Source organism: Thermopirellula anaerolimosa, assembly GCF_054657335.1.
Map to the genome: position 1 here is coordinate 1082269 of NZ_BAAHYX010000006.1, position 18372 is coordinate 1100640.

Annotated in this window: 13 protein-coding genes; 6 read left to right on the forward strand and 7 right to left on the reverse strand. The window is 62.1% G+C overall.

Features of this window, described 5'->3' with window-relative positions; all coding sequences use genetic code 11:
- The first annotated feature begins 120 nt into the window (after window positions 1–120).
- Window positions 121–582: a hypothetical protein gene (locus tag ACYQ6J_RS10105; RefSeq protein ID WP_460184058.1), complete on the forward strand. Its 462-nt coding sequence runs from the start codon at window positions 121–123 to the stop codon at window positions 580–582.
- Here the strand turns inward: ACYQ6J_RS10105 and ACYQ6J_RS10110 are convergent.
- From ACYQ6J_RS10110 to ACYQ6J_RS10120, 3 genes are all read right to left on the reverse strand, one after another.
- The gene (locus tag ACYQ6J_RS10110; RefSeq protein WP_460184059.1) at window positions 554–3949 is read right to left on the reverse strand and encodes a polysaccharide lyase family protein; all 3396 of its coding nucleotides are present in this window, start codon (window positions 3947–3949) and stop codon (window positions 554–556) included. The genes ACYQ6J_RS10105 and ACYQ6J_RS10110 overlap by 29 nt on opposite strands.
- Window positions 3950–4245: 296 nt before the next feature.
- A complete protein-coding gene (locus ACYQ6J_RS10115) occupies window positions 4246–4683 on the reverse strand; it encodes an RrF2 family transcriptional regulator (RefSeq protein WP_460184060.1) in 438 nt (145 codons plus the stop codon).
- Between the two features lie 66 nt (window positions 4684–4749).
- Complete coding sequence (locus ACYQ6J_RS10120; RefSeq protein ID WP_460184061.1) at window positions 4750–5625, reverse strand: phosphoadenylyl-sulfate reductase; 876 nt, start codon at window positions 5623–5625, stop codon at window positions 4750–4752.
- A gap of 368 nt (window positions 5626–5993) precedes the next feature.
- Between ACYQ6J_RS10120 and ACYQ6J_RS10125 the strand changes: the two genes are divergently transcribed.
- Window positions 5994–6551: a YqgE/AlgH family protein gene (locus ACYQ6J_RS10125; protein ID WP_460184062.1), complete on the forward strand. Its 558-nt coding sequence runs from the start codon at window positions 5994–5996 to the stop codon at window positions 6549–6551.
- Between the two features lie 116 nt (window positions 6552–6667).
- On the opposite strand, the gene ACYQ6J_RS10130 is transcribed toward ACYQ6J_RS10125, so the two are convergent.
- Window positions 6668–7699 (reverse strand): GGDEF domain-containing protein, encoded by a 1032-nt coding sequence (locus ACYQ6J_RS10130; protein WP_460184063.1) that lies wholly within the window; start codon window positions 7697–7699, stop codon window positions 6668–6670.
- A gap of 418 nt (window positions 7700–8117) precedes the next feature.
- Between ACYQ6J_RS10130 and ACYQ6J_RS10135 the strand changes: the two genes are divergently transcribed.
- The gene (locus ACYQ6J_RS10135) at window positions 8118–11243 is read left to right on the forward strand and encodes a DUF4091 domain-containing protein (RefSeq protein ID WP_460184064.1); all 3126 of its coding nucleotides are present in this window, start codon (window positions 8118–8120) and stop codon (window positions 11241–11243) included.
- A gap of 29 nt (window positions 11244–11272) precedes the next feature.
- Here ACYQ6J_RS10135 and ACYQ6J_RS10140 read toward each other — a convergent pair whose 3' ends face one another.
- The gene (locus ACYQ6J_RS10140) at window positions 11273–11878 is read right to left on the reverse strand and encodes an RNA polymerase sigma factor (RefSeq protein WP_460184065.1); all 606 of its coding nucleotides are present in this window, start codon (window positions 11876–11878) and stop codon (window positions 11273–11275) included.
- 286 nt (window positions 11879–12164) lie between these two features.
- Here ACYQ6J_RS10140 and ACYQ6J_RS10145 point away from each other — a divergent pair, with 286 nt between their 5' ends.
- On the forward strand, window positions 12165–12968 hold the full coding sequence (locus tag ACYQ6J_RS10145; protein WP_460184066.1) for an ABC transporter ATP-binding protein: 804 nt from the start codon (window positions 12165–12167) through the stop codon (window positions 12966–12968).
- A complete protein-coding gene (locus tag ACYQ6J_RS10150) occupies window positions 12965–13960 on the forward strand; it encodes a FecCD family ABC transporter permease (RefSeq protein ID WP_460184067.1) in 996 nt (331 codons plus the stop codon). The genes ACYQ6J_RS10145 and ACYQ6J_RS10150 overlap by 4 nt, the downstream gene beginning before the upstream one ends.
- Window positions 13961–13994: 34 nt before the next feature.
- Here ACYQ6J_RS10150 and ACYQ6J_RS10155 read toward each other — a convergent pair whose 3' ends face one another.
- Together ACYQ6J_RS10155 and ACYQ6J_RS10160 are read right to left on the reverse strand one after the other, a co-directional pair.
- A complete protein-coding gene (locus ACYQ6J_RS10155) occupies window positions 13995–15437 on the reverse strand; it encodes a neutral/alkaline non-lysosomal ceramidase N-terminal domain-containing protein (RefSeq protein WP_460184068.1) in 1443 nt (480 codons plus the stop codon).
- Window positions 15438–15899: 462 nt separating this feature from the next.
- The gene (locus ACYQ6J_RS10160; protein WP_460184069.1) at window positions 15900–16139 is read right to left on the reverse strand and encodes a hypothetical protein; all 240 of its coding nucleotides are present in this window, start codon (window positions 16137–16139) and stop codon (window positions 15900–15902) included.
- An 830-nt stretch (window positions 16140–16969) separates the two neighbouring features.
- Here ACYQ6J_RS10160 and ACYQ6J_RS10165 point away from each other — a divergent pair.
- Window positions 16970–18358, forward strand: coding sequence for an MFS transporter (locus tag ACYQ6J_RS10165; RefSeq protein WP_460184070.1), 1389 nt, complete (start codon window positions 16970–16972; stop codon window positions 18356–18358).
- The last annotated feature ends 14 nt before the right edge of the window (window positions 18359–18372 follow it).

Below are 18372 nucleotides of genomic sequence, written 5' to 3' on the forward strand. Positions count from 1 at the left end.
ACGGAAGGCGGATCCAAAACGGAAGGCGGATCCAAAACGGATAGCGGATCCAGAGAGGGTGGCGGATCCGGAGGGACGTTTGTAAATGAGGCGGGGGCGTATCGGGCGAGTCGGGGGGACGTGGCGAGTGCCCGCTGGGCGGTCGTGTGGATGTGGACGGTGTGTTCGCTCACGGCGATTCCGGCGTGCTTTGCACTGTCGGCAGAGGCGCGACCGGCCTGGGCGGGTTGGCTGTTCGCCGTCGCGGTCATTCAAGCCTGTGCCGTCGGCGCCACGCTGATCTTTCCCGACTGGTCGTCGCGCCGGGCGGCGGGGTGGGGATTCGCGGCCACGGCGGCCATCTTCGCGTACTTGACGGCGGTGGTGGGTCTCAGCCCGGCCTCGCGGTCTCTACCACTGGGTTTGGAGGCTTGGCGGCGGGAGGCTATTCACTGGCTACTGTCGCTCATGGCAGTCCACGGCACGGCAGCCTACTTGTGCTTCCGCTCGGCCGCACAGTGGAAGCGCCGCGTGGAACTTCTCGCTCGACCACGGCGCAGGCGGCCTGCTCGGATCACTCCGTCAATTCGATCCGAAGCGTGAGCATCCCTTGCGGCGGGAGCGTGCTGGGACCCGTCACGGGCTGCAAGGGGGCTTCGGCGATATTGCTTAGCCAAACGCGACCGGTCTTGCCGGGTGCGAATTCGACGGCGACCTCGGCAGGATTCTCGCCCGGGTTGAACAGCCGAACGATCCAGCCTTCACCCCGACGGACGGGCTTCAGCGTCTCGATGACTGCGCCCTCCGCTTGAATGCGGAAGGGAAGTGCGAAGCCGGTCGGGACATCGGGACGAACCACGACGGGCAGGAGGGGTCGACTCGCTTCGATACCCAGCTTGGCGGCGGCCTGGCCGTCGTACCCTCCCGCATGCGGTCGCACCATATAAACGAACGGCGTGGGACCTTCTTGGTCGGCCTTGTAGTTCGTCTCCCAGTAGTTGTTCATCACGTAAGAGTACAGCGTACCGCTCGGCTCGATGGACTCCAGCCATCCGCTGGGGTCGAAGGGCTTGGGCACATCGGTGCGAATGGCCCCGATCTCGACTAGCGGGGCGTGAACGGTGACCCAGGTCACGCCGAATCGTTCATTGGAGAGGTCGGCCCAGCGTTGGAGAGTGTAGTAGTTTTTGCAAGCGCCGGGCAACTGGTCGGTTTCGGGTCGGACCACGGCCCAAGCCGTATCCAAACGAAGCACGGCATCAGGCACCTGGAAGGGAAAGGCGACATGGACGCCTTCCGGCGTGCGGACCTTTTCCTTGTCGGGAATGACCGTGACTTGCAGGGCATCACCGCCGGCGAAGAGGCGATAGACGCGAGTGAGGCTGCGGCAACCCGGGGCGGGGGAGCGGACTTCCAGCGAGGCGACGAGCGGACCGGTTTCCAAAACACGGACCTCGACGCCGCCCTCCGCCCGTTGCGCTGCGGCGGGATCACGTCCCGCCACGTAGAAGAAATCGGCCAGGGCCTGGCCGCCGGCGCGGTCCACCACGTCGTGGCCGGTGGGGCGGTGAACCAGTTTGGCAACGCCGCCGGTTGCGGGGTCCACTTCGACCGTCAGCACGCCGTTTTGCAGGGTCAGCCCCTCCGCTCGGGCGACTTGGTCGGCGGAAAGCTCGGCCTCCGCAGGGGGACCGGACTTCAAAAGGAACCGGCGGCTACCGAAGGCGGGGACGGCATCGGCCCAGAACAGGAGTCGCCCGTCGGCCAGTCGAGCACTGGGGACCGCCTTCCCCGATTCATCGTACACGGCAACATCGGTGGGACCGGCGGCGTCTAGCGTGACCGGACCGCTTCGGTCCCAACCGCACGAGTTGAAGACCTCGACGGCGGAGGGCGAGGATTCGGCGCTCAACCCTTGGACGGCGGCGGAAAGCAACTCTCGCGACTGCCGATCGCCGTCCACCGCGAACTGCCGCTTGATCGCCCACTGCGATTGGGCGAAGTCGCTGTCGGGTTCGGTGATGCTGTTGTGAGCGCCCCAGGTATGTTCGTCGTATAAGACGACGTTCCGCCAAGCCTGATAGAAGTGTTCATCGGGATAGGCTTTGGGATTCAGCACCGCCCAAAGGGCTTCGGCTTGGGAAAGCCGTTCGGCGGAGTCGCGATTCATGGCGGTCTCCAAGGCCGACGACGCCGCTCCGTCCTCCCAGTAGGGCGTAAAATCGCCGGAGACCGTAGGAATGGAATCGCCGTAGCGTGCCTCGAAGTCGCGCATCATTTGCGAGCAGGTGGAGATCACAAGCCGCGGATAGGCGAAACGGGCATTCCATTCCTTGACGAAATCGGAGACGGCGACGTCCGGCGGGGCATTGTCGCCCATGCAATGCCGCAGTTGTACCAAGTCGTAGGGATAGTCGGAGTTCTGGAGATCGCTCAGATAGTCGAGAAGTTGATCGCCGCCCAAGAAGCCGCGCCAGTACCCGCGGCGGGGAATCCAGCAGAGGACGCCGTGCTTGCCGTCGGGTGACAGCCAGCGGAAGGCCCGATCGCCCCAGACACGAAGCGTGTGACCGATACGGTGCCCGCCGTTGGGGCCGATGGAGAAGTACTTCACCCCCGCCTGTCCGAAGACCGACATCAATCCCCAGGTGTAGCCGGGGACGTCGCTAATCATGGCGGAATCGATGGTGAGGCCGTAATCACGGGAAAGCCGTTCGGCGAAGTCCACCAACCGCACCAATTCCTCGGGTCGGCAGAGGGCCGTCAATTCGTTCCCGTAGAGGGCGTCGAGTCCGATCACCCCTTCCCGGACCGCGTTCAGAAATGCTTCCTTTTTAGCGTCGTCGGCCTGCCGCAGGTAGCTATCCACGGCCCAAAGGACCTCGACGTTCCACTTGAAGCGGGCATCGGGCGGGTAATCGGCGGATCGCGCCGCGGCCTCGATCGCCAGGTCGATGAAATGCCACTGGTCGCGTTCGACCTTGGTTTGCACCTCGGTGTAGCCGATATCCACATGGGAGTGCGGCAGCAAATACACCACCCAAGGACGGACGGGTACGAGCGTGATCTTCCGCTCGACCATCACCCGCTCGCCCTCTTTGACGAGGAACGCGGCTTCAGTCGGTTGATCGACCCGGGGCACCGGCACGACGATTTCCTGCGACCCCGGTTCGATCGTACCCCGCCAGACTTGTCGGCCGTCGAGCCAAGCCGTGACCTCCCTCGCGTCGGTGGCCAGCGTGGCGACTTGAATGCCCTGGGCCAAGTCCTCGCCGCTTTTCACCAAGACGGGCAAAGCCCGAACGGAGCGGACGAAAACGGTATCCCGAACCTGCCCGAGCGAGGCCCCGGCAGGCGCCAGCATCTCGATGCCGTCGTACAAGAACCAACTGCCTTGCTCGCCCTCCAGGGTCAGGATATTGGAGCCCTGCTTCAAAAGATCCTGGGAAATCGGCACCTCGATCACGCACTCCTTTCCCTTGGATGCGTCGCCCATGATGGTGTCGTCCGGACCGCCGGCGGGAAGTTTTTGCCGGAATACTTCGGTGCCGTTGATTCCGACGCGGAGGATCGGGGGTGCGCGATCGTGCGTGTCCGTGAAATCGAGGACCAAGCGATACTCACCGGCGGGACGATCGTCCATCGCAAAGAGGATGGTCGCGACATGCACGCGCGATCCCGCCCAGACATCCGCCGGACCGGGATGGGCATAGGGCCAGTCCTTGGCAGGATCCGAAAGGCCGACGATGAAGACCGGGTCTTCCTTGTACTGAGAGAATTGGTTGGGCGCTTGCGAGAATTCGGCCGAGTTATTGTCGCGGGTGCCGATCCGCCAAAGAACCTCGGCGGGTTGCCGGGCCATTGCAAGAGATGCGCTGGTGGACGCCGCTCCGAGCGTACCAACCGTAACTGCAAGCAGGCCGACCTGTAACGCCAGGGCGGTGATCCGACGTTCGCGTGCAATATACATGGCGTCTCTCCCGGTCGAAAGCGGTGGAGTTCGTGCGTGGATCGAATTCATGCCGGCCCACGCGGCGATTTCAGGTATCCGTCGAGGATACGCCAATGTACCGCCGTTGAACGGTCCGAGCAACAACGCGGCGGAATGCCGGCGCCGAAGGCGATTGGGTGACGCAGATCGCGCTAAGAGGCGGAAGAAAAAAAGAAGGAATGAAACCGGCGGGTTATCCGGCGATCTCTTGCCAGCGGAGCACGGTTAGAACCGTAGGCGGAGGTCGCTGCTGGATGTCCCGGCTCAGATCCGGCTCAGATGTAGTACATGGCGGTGTCGTAGCGGCGGGCGTCGTCCAAGAGTTGAGCGAACGTGATCGCCTCCAGTAGTTCTTTTTCCTTGCGATGGACGCCGCGCCAAGCGTCGATCAGGGCCTTGACGGCGGGAGAGTCCGGCGATGCACCGGTAACCATGGCCTCCTGATCGTCCCGGTTACCCTCGATGATGTCCATCACGCGACCCAAGGTCAGGGCACCCGGCGCGACGACAAGGCGATATCCTCCCGCGGCACCGCGCGTGCTCTCCACGATGCCGGCACCCTTCAATTGCAGGAGTATCTGCACCAGGAAGCGCGCAGGCACAGTATGCCGTTCGGCGATCTTACGGATGCGGACGGGTTCGCCGGACTCGTAGCGTGCCGCCAGTTCCAGCAGGGCGACGCATGCGTACTCGGTCTTGGCGGAAATCTTCATCACGGCCTCATCCAAGATTCATCCAGGGCTGTCCGGTCGGACGAACTCTCCAGCACATCCGCTTGTTCAAAGGTTTCCGAATTGCGCGGGCGGTAGCGGCGGTGGATCATCCGCGAGATGCAATCCGCATTCCGTTTTCCCAGTTCCGCTCCACCTCCCGGCCCGTTCATCCTCCCCCAATAGCACGGGCCGCGTGCAGGGCCAACAGCCGATACTCGGGTAACCTTGATCGTGCAAAGGGTTATAGGGGATGTTTTCGTCCAGAATGCGTTGCCAGACCTGTCCCTTCTTCCAGTTGACCAGCGGGTTGATCTTGACCAATCCGAATTTCCTGTCCCAACCGACGACGGGGGCATTGGCACGGTGCGGACTTTGATCGCGGCGAATCCCGCTGATCCAGGCCCGATAGCCGACAACCTCGCGCCGCAACACCTGAATCTTACGATCGAAGCAGCATCGGTCCGGGTTGGTCTTGTACAGCGGTCCGCCGTGTACTCGTTCATACTCCTCCACGGAGGTCTCGGGCTTGGCCAATTCGACCTCGATGCCCAACTCTCGCGCAATCCGATCCCGCAGATCCAAAGTTTCCTGAAATTGATATCCGGTATCAAGATTGAATACCCGCACCCGAGGCTCGATTTTAGCAAGGATCGACAGGATGACGCACCCCTCCGGTCCAAACGCCGTGGCCATGGTCAGTTGCGGGAAAAAAATCTTCACGGCCCATGTTAAGATTTCTTCCGCGGACGCTCCTTCGAGCAAGCGACTGACCTCCGCCAAGCGATTCAAATCGTCTTCGCTCGGCGACCCGACCTCGCCGGGAGCACGCACGCATTCGATGCCGGGAAAACGCCAATCGAGCAGGGAAGATGATGGCGATTCCCGGTTCGCTGCGCTCGTGGAATTGTTGACGGTCGATTCCTCAGTGATTTTATCAACCATGGTCACAAAAATCATGTCTTAATCGAAGTCGGTCGCGTCGAAACGTTGGCGGTGAAAACTGTTGGAGCACCGTCGCGCTGGGGGGCCGTTGGGTAACGACAAATGGTTACGCAATGATGTCATCGTCAATCCAACACGTGATATTGTAGTAAGTTTGTCAACTAAGTCAATTATCAGCGCCCCGCGAATCTCGGAGTCGGCGAAACGAACTGTTATCTAGGAAGTTCCTCGTCCGAACGGCACCGATCCAACATCACCGCATTCAGCGGTAACCGATCATTATCGGCCGGTCAACATTTCGGAACGGGTGACCGGTTGAATCTCCCGTCCCGAAGTCTCATACAATAAGGGAGGAGGGAGGACGTGCCATGGATTCGCTTCAAGGTCGATTCCTGATAGCCGCACCCCAATTGATGGATCCGAACTTTATCCGCACCGTCGTATTGGTGTTGGCTCACACCCCTCAAGGGGCACTCGGCGTCGTACTCAATCGATTGCACTCCAAGACGGTGAAGGACTTGTGGGAGCAGGTTTCGCAAAGTCCCTGCAAAGTCGAACGCCCCTTGAATGCGGGCGGGCCCGTCAGCGGACCCGTTCTGGCCCTGCATCGGCGAAGCGACCACGCGGATGCCGAGGTCTTTTCCGGATTGTACTACTCGGCCCAGCGAGAAAAGCTCGAACAACTGTTGGCGGAGGAGAGCCAAGACGTACGTGTGTTTCTCGGGCACTCCGGTTGGGCGGGCGGTCAATTGGAAAACGAGTTGGCACAAGGGGCCTGGCTCGTCCTGCCGGCCAGCGTGGAACTGGTCTTCAGTCCCGTGGAAGGCCCGGCCCTTTGGCAACTGCTGCTTCACACCGCTGGGCGTACGGTCCTAAGGAACCTCATCCGACCGCCCCATGTCGCCCCGGATCCTACCTTCAACTGACGCACGCAAGCGCGACGTCTTCAATCCGGTCCGGCAATACTTGGCACTTCGGTTGCGGCGATTCGCGATCCGCCAGGAGAATTTGGGAACCAGGCGGTAATCCGCGGCAACGTCGGCTAGAGGCGAGATAGAGCGGACCGCAGACTGTCCGCCAAGACTTGATACTCGGCATCCATCTCCAATCGGTCGCGGCGGGCAGATGCATTGTCCGCGGCGGGAGAGTCCGGGGACGCGCCCGAGTCTTCTTCGCAAACCGGTACGGTTCGGCGCCCGTTGTGCATGTACGTGCAATTCCTCCCGTTGTATTTCGCGGCGTACAGGGCCTCGTCGGCGAGACGGATCAAGGCCTCGGGTGTCTCGTTTCCAGTGGGGCACGCCAAGCCGCAACTCACGCTCACCTGTACGTATTGACCGTCCTTCCCCACGGTGATCTCCGCGACCGCCCGTCGGATTCGCTCTACGGCGCGTGCTCCGGACTCCAGGTCGGCGTTTGGGCAAAGAATCGCGAACTCTTCTCCGCCGATTCTCGCCGGGAAGTCGGTTTCGCGGACCGTGCGTCGAATTGCCCGGGCCACGCGAATCAACGCCTCGTCACCCACCGGATGACCGAACCGATCGTTGATTTGTTTGAAGTGATCCAAATCCAAGAGCACCACGGCGAACGGTTGGCGCGTGCGTCGCCACAAAGCGAATTGCCGCGACAATTCCCCATCGAACGCCCTGCGATTGGCCAGACCGGTCAGCGGATCGGAGTTGACCTGGCTCCACTGCTCCTCGATTCGCTTGGCTTGCTCGGCGAGTTGCGACTCCGCCCCCGCGAGTCGGTCCTGCAATATTTTATTGGCGGCCACAAGACGCCGAACCGCGTCCAAGACGGCCTCATCCAGGGCATCGGCTTGCGGCATATGGAGAAAATCTTGGCTAGCGCTTTCCAGGAACCGGCGATAGTCGGCCACGTCGCTCTCGATACGTCGCGTGATGCCGCGAATCCGCTGAAGCATGGCGCGACGTCCCCGCACGGTCGAGCGGCGCGTGTACCCATCGACCCCGAAATATCGGCTCCACAGCCGACCCAAGACGATCCCGACGGCAAGTTGTACTGCGCCGAACAGAATCCCCAAAAGTACATAGTAGAAAGCGGTCGGCATAAATGACCTTCCGGCAAACCGTAGGTATCGCGCCGCCGACAAGGCAAAAGGACGCTAAGTCGGAAAACCCGCGTCGGGTCATGTTCAGCCAATCGAAACGCCGGCGCAACCCTCTTCCCGTAGCTTAGCTTTTTTGCGGGCGAGTGTCATCTTATCGGGGAGGCGTACAACGCGTCGCTTTCGCGCGGCCTTGAGAATTCGGGCAGACGGTTCCCCCTCGCGGAGCCAAGTATCTTCCCGAAATCCGTTCGTCGCGCCCTGGAACGGCGCTGCAACCCGCGCGAGGCGGAGGCGCCTTCCGACAACCGCGCCGTGGAAACGGACGTGTTGGGCCGCTCCCCGGGGACTTCCAACGGCGGTTTCATCCGCTAATATGGGGTCGTACGTTCCCCGCCTTTTGTTTCAGGAGGTCACTCCCGTGCGACCCGCCTCGCTCAATCTCTCGCAAAGCAGACGCATTCATCGGCTCGTAAGCCTTGCCGCGACGACCATAGCGATCGTTGGCACAGTTCTGTCGGCCGAGCCCGGTCGGGGACAGGAATCCGCTACCCAAACCTTGCCGGACGGCGTCATCAACGGTCAGTTTCGCGAGGGAACCGCGCAACCCGATGGTTGGACGCTCAGCGGCGAGGGCGGCACTTGGGTCAATCACGAGATGTTGGAACTGAAAGGCAGCGCGGAGTCGAGTGCGGCATGGATTGCGCGGCGGCACATCGTCGCGCCCGGCGGCTTGTATCGGCTTCAATTCTCGGCCCGGCGATTGCAAGGCGGGGGCGGGTGCATCGTATCGGGTCCTGCGGACGTGAACCGAGACTATTACGACGTAGGCAACGAGTGGCGGACGTTCGGCCACGTATTCCGAGCGGCCGACTCCTCGCCGGAAGACGTTCCCTTGCGACTGGGTTATTGGGAGGCCCCGGGAACGATCCAGTTCGATTGGGTCCGCTTGACGCCCGTCGTCCCGGTTTATCAACGAACGCCGGTGGGCCCGCTGGGCGGCGATGAAGCAGTGCGCAACGGCAAATACGTCTTTCACACGCAGTTCGGCGGCAATGGAACAAACCATCACCGCGTTTTGCTCCGCGCGACGGCGGGATTCAACACCCACCGTTGGACCTTCGGCAACGGCGAGGTGATCTACCGTTTTGCTTTGCCGGGACGGAAGTTCACGGCGGGCAAGGCCCAATTCGAAGTCGGCTATCACCAGCGCGGTACGATCGCGGCGGAATGCTCGGCGGACGGCAAACAATGGACGCGCGTTGCCGCCGTTTCCGGGCTGGGTACCGCCGAAGGCGCCGTCCCCGACGCATTGCTGCCCGCCGAAGTGATCTACTTGCGGCTTCGCGGAGAGGGCGAATCGCCTTCCGCTCAGGTGTACCAAATCCTTTTCGAAGCGGATTTGGATCAGCCGACCGAGGATGTGGAAGGCCGAACTTGGTACGCCGCTTGGCAAGGCGACACCGACCCGAGCGCAGTTTTGGAATCCCTGGAGTGCCGGGGAACTTCGTCGGGATCGCGGTCTTTGTACGGCGTCCTGCGCGGCTCGATTTCCCAATCGAAAAAGGTCGAAGTAGCGGTTTCCGTCACGGACCCGCAGGGACAAACGACGACCCCGGTGCAATCCGAGGCGGTTGTGAATTCGGACGGACGCGCGGAATTCGACGTGCCCCTGACCCTGGGATCGCCGGGCACGCATCGCGCGGAGGTTCGTTTCACGGCTGGCGGACGAGCTTTGGGGAGCCTGGAACTCGAGGTGCCGGTTCCGGAATTCGAACGGGCGGACTATGGGAACATGATCGCCGACACCCCGGTAGCCGGCGTGTGGTGGTGCGAAGCGGGTTGGAAAGTACCGCGCGATCGACCTTTGCCATCCTCCGAGAAACCAATCTCCGAGGTTCGCTTGGAAGCCGCCCAGGGCGACCACGAGGCCGTTCAGGTCGTGTTGCAACCGAAACACGACTTGCGGGGACTACGGGCCGAAATCTCCGATTTTCGCGGTCCCGACGGCGCCGCCATAGCTTCCGGGAGCGTTGACATCTTGCGGGTGTACTACCACTTCGTGCATTCGCCGACGGATGCGACGGGCGTGCGCGGGTGGTGGCCCGACGCATTGCCGCCTTTCGAATCGCCCCTCGATTTGCAGGCCGGCCTCAATCAGCCTCTTTGGATTCTGGTGCATGTTCCTCGCGACGCCGCCGCGGGGGAATACCGCGGTACGCTGCGTTTGACGGCCGAAGATTGGCGGCTCGAAGTGCCAATCGCACTTCGGGTGTGGAATTTCGCCCTGCCCGAGCGCAATCACATCGAAACCGCATTCGGTTTCAACCCCGGCACCGCTTTTCGCTATCACAACGTTGCGAGCGAAGACGACCGGCGGCGAGTCTTGGATATGTACTTTCGCAACTTTGCGCAGCACCGAATTTCGCCCTACGATCCGGTGCCGCTGGACGATTTCAGTGTGAAATTCTCCCCTGATAGCGATCCGCCGCGGGCGGTCTTGGATTTCTCGCGGTTCGACCCGGCGATGGCTCGGGCCGTAGATGAGTACCGTTTCACGGGAATTCGCTTACCCATCCAAGGCATGGGAGGAGGTACCTTCCACGACCGTTACGAACCATCCATCGCGGGACTGGGAGAGGAATCACCGAAATACCAAGCCATGTTCGCCGATCAAGTGCGACAACTGGAGCAACATCTGCGCGAAAAAGGTTGGCTCGACATGGCCTACGTCTATTGGTTCGACGAACCGGACCCCAAGGACTACGAATTCGTGCGAAACGGGATGGAGCGACTCAAGAAATATGCCCCGGGTCTGCGGTGTATGCTGACCGAAGAACCCGTCAAGGATCTGTTCGGCGCGGTGGACATCTGGTGTCCCGTCACACCGAATTACGACCATGAAATTGCCGAGAGTCGACGCGCCGCGGGCGAGCATTTTTGGTGGTATGTGTGCACCGGTCCGAAGGCCCCGTATTGCACGCTTTTCATCGACCACCCGGCGACCGAACTGCGGGTATGGCTGTGGCAGACATGGCAGCGCAAGATCGACGGCATCCTGGTCTGGTCCTCCAATTATTGGACCTCTTCGGCGGCCTTTCCCGACGGGTATCAAGACCCCTATGAAGACCCCATGGGCTACGTCAGCGGGTATTCGACTCCCAAGGGCGTCAAGCGTCACTGGGGAAACGGCGACGGGCGATTCTTATATCCCCCGCTCTCGGCCCGCGTCCCCGGCGGCAACAACGGCCAACCCATTTTGGACCCTCCGGTCTCCAGCATCCGCTGGGAAATGCTCCGCGAGGGCATAGAGGATTACGAGATGTTGTACCTTTTGCGCGAACTCTTGCGCAATCATGGGAGTCGATTGTCGGCCGAGCAGCGGAGCCGATATCAATCGCTGCTCGAGGTCCCGCCGGAAATCACGCGCGACATGACGACGTTTACGACCGATCCGCGTCCCATCCACGCGCGGCGCGCGGCCGTCGCCAAGGCGATCGAGAGCATCTTGACCTCCATCGACGGGAACAAAACCACCGCTCGATGAAAGCCGGAAGCGCCGAGTACCGCGACAACTCACGCGCGGATATCCGCGGCGTCGCGCAGCTTTTTTCGTAAGCGGCACAATTTCGCCCGCAGGGGGCCTGCCGGACAACCGAGCAACCTCGCAATTTCCGCGATCGTCATGCCCTCCAATTGGAGTTGGAAAAGGCGGCGTTCCTCATGCGTCAGTTTGTCGAATAGGCGGGAAAGATAGTCCTCGTTCTCCAACTCCATGACCGCGGGATCCCGCTCGCCGCCGGCGACTTGGGAGAGAGAGGCTTCCGGCAAGGAAGGCACGTTTTTCCGCCGTTGTCTCCGCCAATAGAGGGCAACCTTGCGGCGGATGACCGTGGCTGCCAGGGCCACCAATTGCTCGGGCGAATCGAGTTGGAACCGCCCCGCCCGAAGACCGGGAATCAGCATCCGCTTCATCGACTGCACCAGGTCCAGAGTATCGACCTGCGAACGCAATAGAGGGCCCAAGGACACGCGCGCCACGATCTCGAATTTGGGTTCGCAGCGCTGGAGCAAGTGAGCGAGCGCCGCATCGCACCCGCCCGCCGCGCGACGGACCAATTCTTGAAAGTCCATCTCCGCAAAAAGCGGCGACTCGTCTTGCGGATGCGGTTCCGGGTTCATGGCGTGCTAAGATCGGCGAGTCAACCCTTGAAATGGGCGTGGGGCGGCGACAACCCGGCGCGTCGCTGAATCAGCGCGACGCTGAGGCGGGGACGCAACGGTCGCCTACTAATTATAATGCGGAAATGCCTCCGCGGTGTCGGTGGCGAGCGGGAGCCGATTCCCCTCAAGGCCGCGACGGCGCCGCGTTCCGCGGGCAGTCGCATTGCAGAATTATTTCACGTCAACGTGGCGACGACCGCAGACCGGTCTGCACAGACGCCTTGAAACAACGAAAGCTTCGCTAATGTCGGGCGATTCCCCTGTCCTTCGCGTCGAACGTCTCTCGCTGTCGCTGAGCGGCAAGGAGATTCTGCGCGACATTAGCTTCGCCCTTCATCAAGGCGAGTACGTTTGTCTGGTAGGCGCCAACGGTTCGGGCAAGACCACGCTGCTACGGTGCTTGATCGGTTACTACGCTTCGTATTCCGGCAACGTTTGGTGGTGGGGGCGTCCGGGAAGAACTTTTTCGCAAAAACACTTGGCACGCCGCGTAGCTTACGTCCCTCAAGGCGAGGGTCGGTCCGCGCCGTTCACGGTCGCGGAATTCGTCATGATGTCGCGGTACCCGCATTGGAGCCCCTTCACTTCCCCGCGACCGGAGGATCGGCAGGCGGTCGCCCGCGCCCTGGATATGACCGATGCCTCGCACCTGGCCGCGCGTGTGGTCGCGAGCCTCAGCGGCGGTGAGCGGCAGCGGGTTTGTCTTGCCGCCGCCCTGGCTCAGGAGGCCGACGTCTTGCTGCTCGATGAACCGACGACGTTCCTCGACTATCGCCACCAAGAGGATCTTCGCCGCTTGCTGACCCGATTCAATCGCGAATGCGGCGTGACGATCTTGGCCGTAACGCACGATTTGAACGCGGCGGTGCTCTCGGGCAAACGGGTCATGGCCTTGCGTGATGGGGCGACGGCTTTCCAGGGGACGCCCGACGAACTCATGCGGAGCGACGTACTGGAACGCATTTACGCCGCCAAACTGGTTCTGACGCCGCATCCGACCGCCGAATTGCCGATGGTGGTGCCTTCCGTGCCCGAGGAGCTATCGTGAAGCGTGCCGACGTGCTCCTCGTGTGGGTCTTGCTCGTGGGGATCGCGGTGCCGGTCGTAGCGCCGCTGATCGGCCCAAAGTTGCTGTCGCCCACGTTGCTCTGGTCGGGAGAGGGCCTCGATGCCCGCATCCTCCGAGACATTCGCATTCCGCGCGTGTTGACGGCCTTTACGGCGGGTGCCGTGTTGGCATTGGGTGGAATGGCCTTTCAGGCGATGTTTCGCAATCCGCTGGCGACGCCGTACACGCTGGGGATCGCGGGCGGCGCGTCGTTTGCCGCCGCCTTGGCCATCCAGCTAGGATTAAGTGCGTCCCTTTTCGGCGTGTCGAGCGTTTCCTTGGCCGCCTTCGTCGGGGCCTGCGGCGTCATCTTGCTGGTTTTCGGCCTGACTCGCCTCCGCGCCGATTTCTCCACCGAAACGCTGCTATTGGCGGGCGTCACACTGAGCTTCTTTTTTTCCAGCATGATTCTTACGCTCCAGTATCTCAGCGATCCCACGCGGACCTTCCGCATGTTGCGTTGGATGATGGGCGGACTGGAAGGCACCGCGGGCTATCGCGACTGGCTGGCCGTCCTGATCCCGGCCTTACCCGCCGCTACGGCGCTTGGCGCCATGCGGCACGAAATGAACCTGCTGACGCTCGGAGAAGAATGGGCGATCGGTCGGGGCGTCGCCCTGGCACGTACCAAGGCCATGCTCTTGGGCCTGGTCGGATGGATGGTCGCCTCCGTCGTCGCCGTATGCGGTCCGATCGGTTTTGTCGGCCTGATCGTACCGCACATCTGTCGCTTGCTGGCGGGACCTGACCATCGCCGACTGTTTCCGGTAACGCTGGTCTTCGGCGGGGCATTCTTGGTCATTTGCGATACGGCGGCACGAACCGTCTTGGCGCCGACCGAGATTCCCGTCGGTATCGTGACTTCGCTACTCGGGGGGCCGTTCTTCTTGTGGTTGCTGGTGCGAAGGTCGCCCGTCTCGAACGTGCCGTGATTTCGCCGACCTCAGCGAGGTCGTCGCCGCGAACTCACGGGGTCGCCGCTTTGCCGTACAACTCCTTCAGCATTTCCACGACTTGGGCCACTAACAATTCGCCCGAACCTTCGGCACAGCGGGCACTGATCGCCTCGTACTGTCCTTCGGCGTAGGCCGAGCGGTGAGGTATATAGCCCAGCGAACCGTTCGCCAATTCCACGACAAAGGTGTGACGGAAGGGAGAAGCAGCCTTGATGTTCAGTCCCAGCGTGACGAAAACCTCGCCCGGCAAAGCCACCCAGGCCAAGTCGTCGCCCAAGGTTATGACTTGAACCTCGGCGGCGAGCGGTTCGCCGTTACGGGCGGCGATATCCAAGACCTTGTATGCGAAAACCTTGTCCAAGAACGGGGCCTTATCGCCCTGACTCGTGATTTCACGAGCTCGTTTGACGTCCTCGTCGGTGATGGGGGCCAACGGCAGAGGAACAATGCGGCTTGCCGTTTGCAGCGGTCCCTTCGACGTCGGACGCATCCGCATCAAGGCCTTGAAGACGTCGCCGGCCAATACGGTGCCGATGCGGCCGGCCTCCGCCGGTCCTTTTTGCGCGACCGGCGAACGCACGTCGATGTGATTGATGTCGCCGCACGCGCCGTTGCCGAAGAGCGTGACGAAGTCGGCCCCCTTGTTTTCGGCAAGTCGTCGCGCGAGCGCCCCGGAGTAATCCGCGGAAACGAGCGTGCCGCCGGTGGTATCGGCGTGCAGGGCGAAATTGACGTACGCGGCGGCGGGACGGCGATCCGCCGTTTCCACATACAGGACCAGAAGTTCGGGATCGATCGGCCCCACCGGGCGGATGATTTTTGGATTCAGCTTGCCGGGATTCCAACCGACCGTCCCGTCGCTCATCCAGAAGCGTCGATTGTACGAAATGTCGTGCTCCTCGTAGCGCGCTACGAAAGTCGAGGCCGGTGTCCGCCCACGGTACGCTGCGACGACCGCCTCCGCGATCTTGGCGGGAAGTTCGGCCGCGTAAGTGGAGGCGATATCCGAGGCGCCGCCGTCGAGGGCGTCCCGTTTCGACCCGCGCGGCAACGATGGGCCGGTATGCGTGTGCGTGGCGGAAATCAGGACGGCCTCCGGGGGGATGGGCACCTCCGCCGCGACCCGTCTCCGCGCTTCGTCCGTGATGGTTTGCGGAATGCTGATCAAGTCGCAGGCCACGAAGGCCGCCGCCTTTTCTCCGTCGTCGAGGACCAGGGCCTTGGCGAAGAGATCGTCGAGGACGCCCTCGCTGCCCCGAGGAGAATAGTAGCCCGCCATGGGGATTCCGTTCGGCGGCGTAATGATCGCGACCGCCGCCCCCGCCTGAAATCCCTTGGCCGGTTCCTCGCCCTCTGCCCGGTGTGGCGAAGTGAACAACACTATCATACCCAGGACCCAGCAAGCAGCGGACATCCGCGCCGATTCCAGGTACCTTCGCTTCCGTTGTCGCATGGATTTCGCTCCCGCCGGCGGTACTGGTCTTTTCGGCCCACAGTCTCCCAAGCCGAACTTTGGTTGAAACGCAGCCTCACTTCGCAGACAGGATCGCACAAGGGATTGCCCGGGTCAAGCAGTTTCCCGGTTCACTCATTCCCGGTAACCCGAGCGCGGTGAATTTCCGGCTTGCGAGCGAGAAGATTCCCGAGCGAGAAGACCCCACCTTACCAAGTGTCCGAGCACCGGATGGTAGGGAGCCACACCCAACGGGTAAGACGCTCTGGCAGGAAACTCTTCCTTGGAACGGTGACAGGCGGGCACGCACGAAAAGTGGCAGGGTTGAAACTCGACTCGAGCTGGTGAGGACTCGGCGGATGCCCGTGGCCATAACAAAAGCTACGCCGGGGCGTCCCCGACGTAGCTACCGGTTGCTTGAAGATGGTACGGTTACGCAAAAGAAAAAGGACCGGAATCCGGTCAGGCCGAGGGACGACGGTAGTGCTGGTAGGCCAGCAGGACCTCATAGAGATCCGTCGAAAGCGTGATTTCCTCGTCCTGAAAATCGGTAAGCCAAGTCCGCTCCGACCGGACGGCATCCACCAAAAGGGGGAGAACCTCTCGCAAGGGCACACTAACGACGGACGTCACGTTGACCGGTTGGGCGGTTTCCTCCTCTTCGGAGGGGCCGTAATACACGCGGAGATGCGACGGCATCATGCTGGAGTTTGCTCCTTCCTTGGAACCACCGACTTTCGCCCCCGACACGGACTCCGGCGGAAACCGCTCGGAGCGGCGCAGGCGGAAGTCGCTTTACGCATCCTTCGCGCGTCATGTATCGGCAGCAACAACGGTCGGCCTTAACGTTTTTTTCCGCAGACGCCGCACTCGCCGTGTTATCTGACAACATAGGAAATACCGGGAAAAAGGCTAACACCGGCAAATTCCGGGCGTGTTCGGTGCCCCGGCGGAGTCGCGGGCCCGATTTCCGGCATGCCGAAGACGAACGGCGACAGCGTGTACCGCCCTACTGCTCGAAAATCATCGCAACTCATTGCCGCGCGGCACGGAAGCCGAAACGCGGCCATGCTCGACCGGTCCCGGGTTGATGGACATTCCTTGGGGCCAAGCCAAGTTATCCAAACGAATCGCCCTCGTTCGCCCTTCTCCTAGAAGCCCTACCTCGCGTAAGATAACGGATAAATTGCGCGGTTCGATCGGATTGGCACGATCGCGGCATCCTCATCCGCGATTTCTCGTTGAGCATTATTCGAAGCGAACCCGCCCGCCTGGGCAGGCCTCCTTTATCGAGCTGGGCCGCTCCGCATAGACTCCAGGTTTCTTTCGGTCCGGTTTTTCCGCTACGGTCCCCTATGATCTCGCCCGCGTCGAACCTCTCCCGAGCAACCACTCTTCCGTCCACAGTGCCGGGCGATCCGACAAGGGGCAGCACGGAAAAACCGCGCTCCGACCCAGGGGAGGACGTCGTACCGCTCCCTCCTTCGCACAGCGGACTCCCGTTGTCGCAGGACGGCGGCAAGTCGGATCGCGTGTACGATTTCTCTTTCTGGTGTGCCTACGCCTCGAATACGCTAGTCTCGATTGCCGCCACGTTGCTCTGCCGCTATGCGGACTTCGTCAGTTTTCTGGGCGGGGATGAATTCCACCTGGGCTGGATCGTCGGCGTCGGCATGGTGGGTAGCCTGGTCGCCCGGTTCGCGGTGGGTCGGAGCATCGACCGCTACGGAGCCAAGACGGTCTGGGTACTTTCCACCCTGGGAATCATAGCGGCCTGTTTCGTCCATCTTTGGATCACCGACTATCGTTCCCCTTGGATATACGCGGCCCGAGTCACCTACGTCTTGATGCTGGCCACCGTCTACAGTTCCTCTTTAACGCTCATGTCGGCCCGAGCGCCCCGCGGACGTCTGGCCGAAGTCATCGGGATATTCGGATCCGCCGGGTTCGCCGGCGTCATCCTGGGCGCACCGCCGGCGGACTGGCTGTTCTCCGGCGCCGTGCTAACCCGGCAACTGATGGACGAGATGTTCCTGATCGCCGCCGTTCTGTGTGCTTCGTCACTTCCGCTCACCTGGATCGTTCCGCCCGGAGTCGAATCGCGGACGGCGACGGCGCTGCTCCCGGCGAACCGCCCCGGGCGACGCCGAAAGACAGCGACGGAGCCGATCTTTGCAACGCTGCGCCGATACTCGCCCGGACCGTTGATTGCCATCGGCATCGTGGCGGGTGCCGCCTTGAACATCCCGCAAACCTTTTTGCCGCGATACGTAGCGGGATTCGAGCACAACGTCATCAGCTCGTTTTTCGTCGTGTACGCCCTTACGGCCATCGTCGTCCGAACCCTCGTGCTGCGAAAGCTGCAACAACTGGGATTGGAACGAATCATTATCGGCGGAATGGGGTTACTGACCCTGGCGTTTCTCCTTTTTCTGCCTGTGCGAGAACCGATGGGACTGCTGCTTCCCGGCTTTGTTTTCGGCCTGGGGCATGCCGTTCTTTTCCCGGCCATCGTGGGATTGGGCAGCGGCGCGTTTCCCAAGCGCCATCGGGGATTGGCCACCACGCTAATGCTGGCGGTATTGGACGCGGGACTGTTCTTGGGCGCACCCATCGTAGGCGCGCTGTTGCGGGTGGCGGAGTATTGCGGACTGCCGCGATACCCGGCGATGTTCTTCAGTGTGGCGGTGGTGCTTTTGGTCGCCGATGGGCTGTACGCGCGATTCTACCGACGGAGAAAACCCCGGTCGCGGGCACGTCCGTACGTCGCTGCGGTTGCGCCGCCGCCATCCGCCCCACCCGTTCCGCTTAGCCCGCCTTCCGCCCCGGTCGAAGCCGAGTCGCCGGGTTTGGGCCCGACCTCCATCGCTCCGAGTTCCACGGACGCGCAACCGGCGGAACCCGTCGCGGCATCCGGTTAGAAGACAACCGCGAA

What these genes read in the sequence shown, in the direction of transcription:
- ACYQ6J_RS10125 (WP_460184062.1), top strand. Translation starts at nt 5,994, where the DNA reads ATGGATTCGCTTCAAGGTCGATTCCTGATAGCCGCACCCCAATTGATG.
- ACYQ6J_RS10130 (WP_460184063.1), bottom strand. Translation starts at nt 7,699, where the DNA reads ATGCCGACCGCTTTCTACTATGTACTTTTGGGGATTCTGTTCGGCGCA.
- ACYQ6J_RS10110 (WP_460184059.1), bottom strand. Translation starts at nt 3,949, where the DNA reads ATGTATATTGCACGCGAACGTCGGATCACCGCCCTGGCGTTACAGGTC.
- ACYQ6J_RS10160 (WP_460184069.1), bottom strand. Translation starts at nt 16,139, where the DNA reads ATGATGCCGTCGCATCTCCGCGTGTATTACGGCCCCTCCGAAGAGGAG.
- ACYQ6J_RS10115 (WP_460184060.1), bottom strand. Translation starts at nt 4,683, where the DNA reads ATGAAGATTTCCGCCAAGACCGAGTACGCATGCGTCGCCCTGCTGGAA.
- ACYQ6J_RS10155 (WP_460184068.1), bottom strand. Translation starts at nt 15,437, where the DNA reads ATGCGACAACGGAAGCGAAGGTACCTGGAATCGGCGCGGATGTCCGCT.
- ACYQ6J_RS10120 (WP_460184061.1), bottom strand. Translation starts at nt 5,625, where the DNA reads ATGGTTGATAAAATCACTGAGGAATCGACCGTCAACAATTCCACGAGC.
- ACYQ6J_RS10140 (WP_460184065.1), bottom strand. Translation starts at nt 11,878, where the DNA reads ATGAACCCGGAACCGCATCCGCAAGACGAGTCGCCGCTTTTTGCGGAG.
- ACYQ6J_RS10145 (WP_460184066.1), top strand. Translation starts at nt 12,165, where the DNA reads ATGTCGGGCGATTCCCCTGTCCTTCGCGTCGAACGTCTCTCGCTGTCG.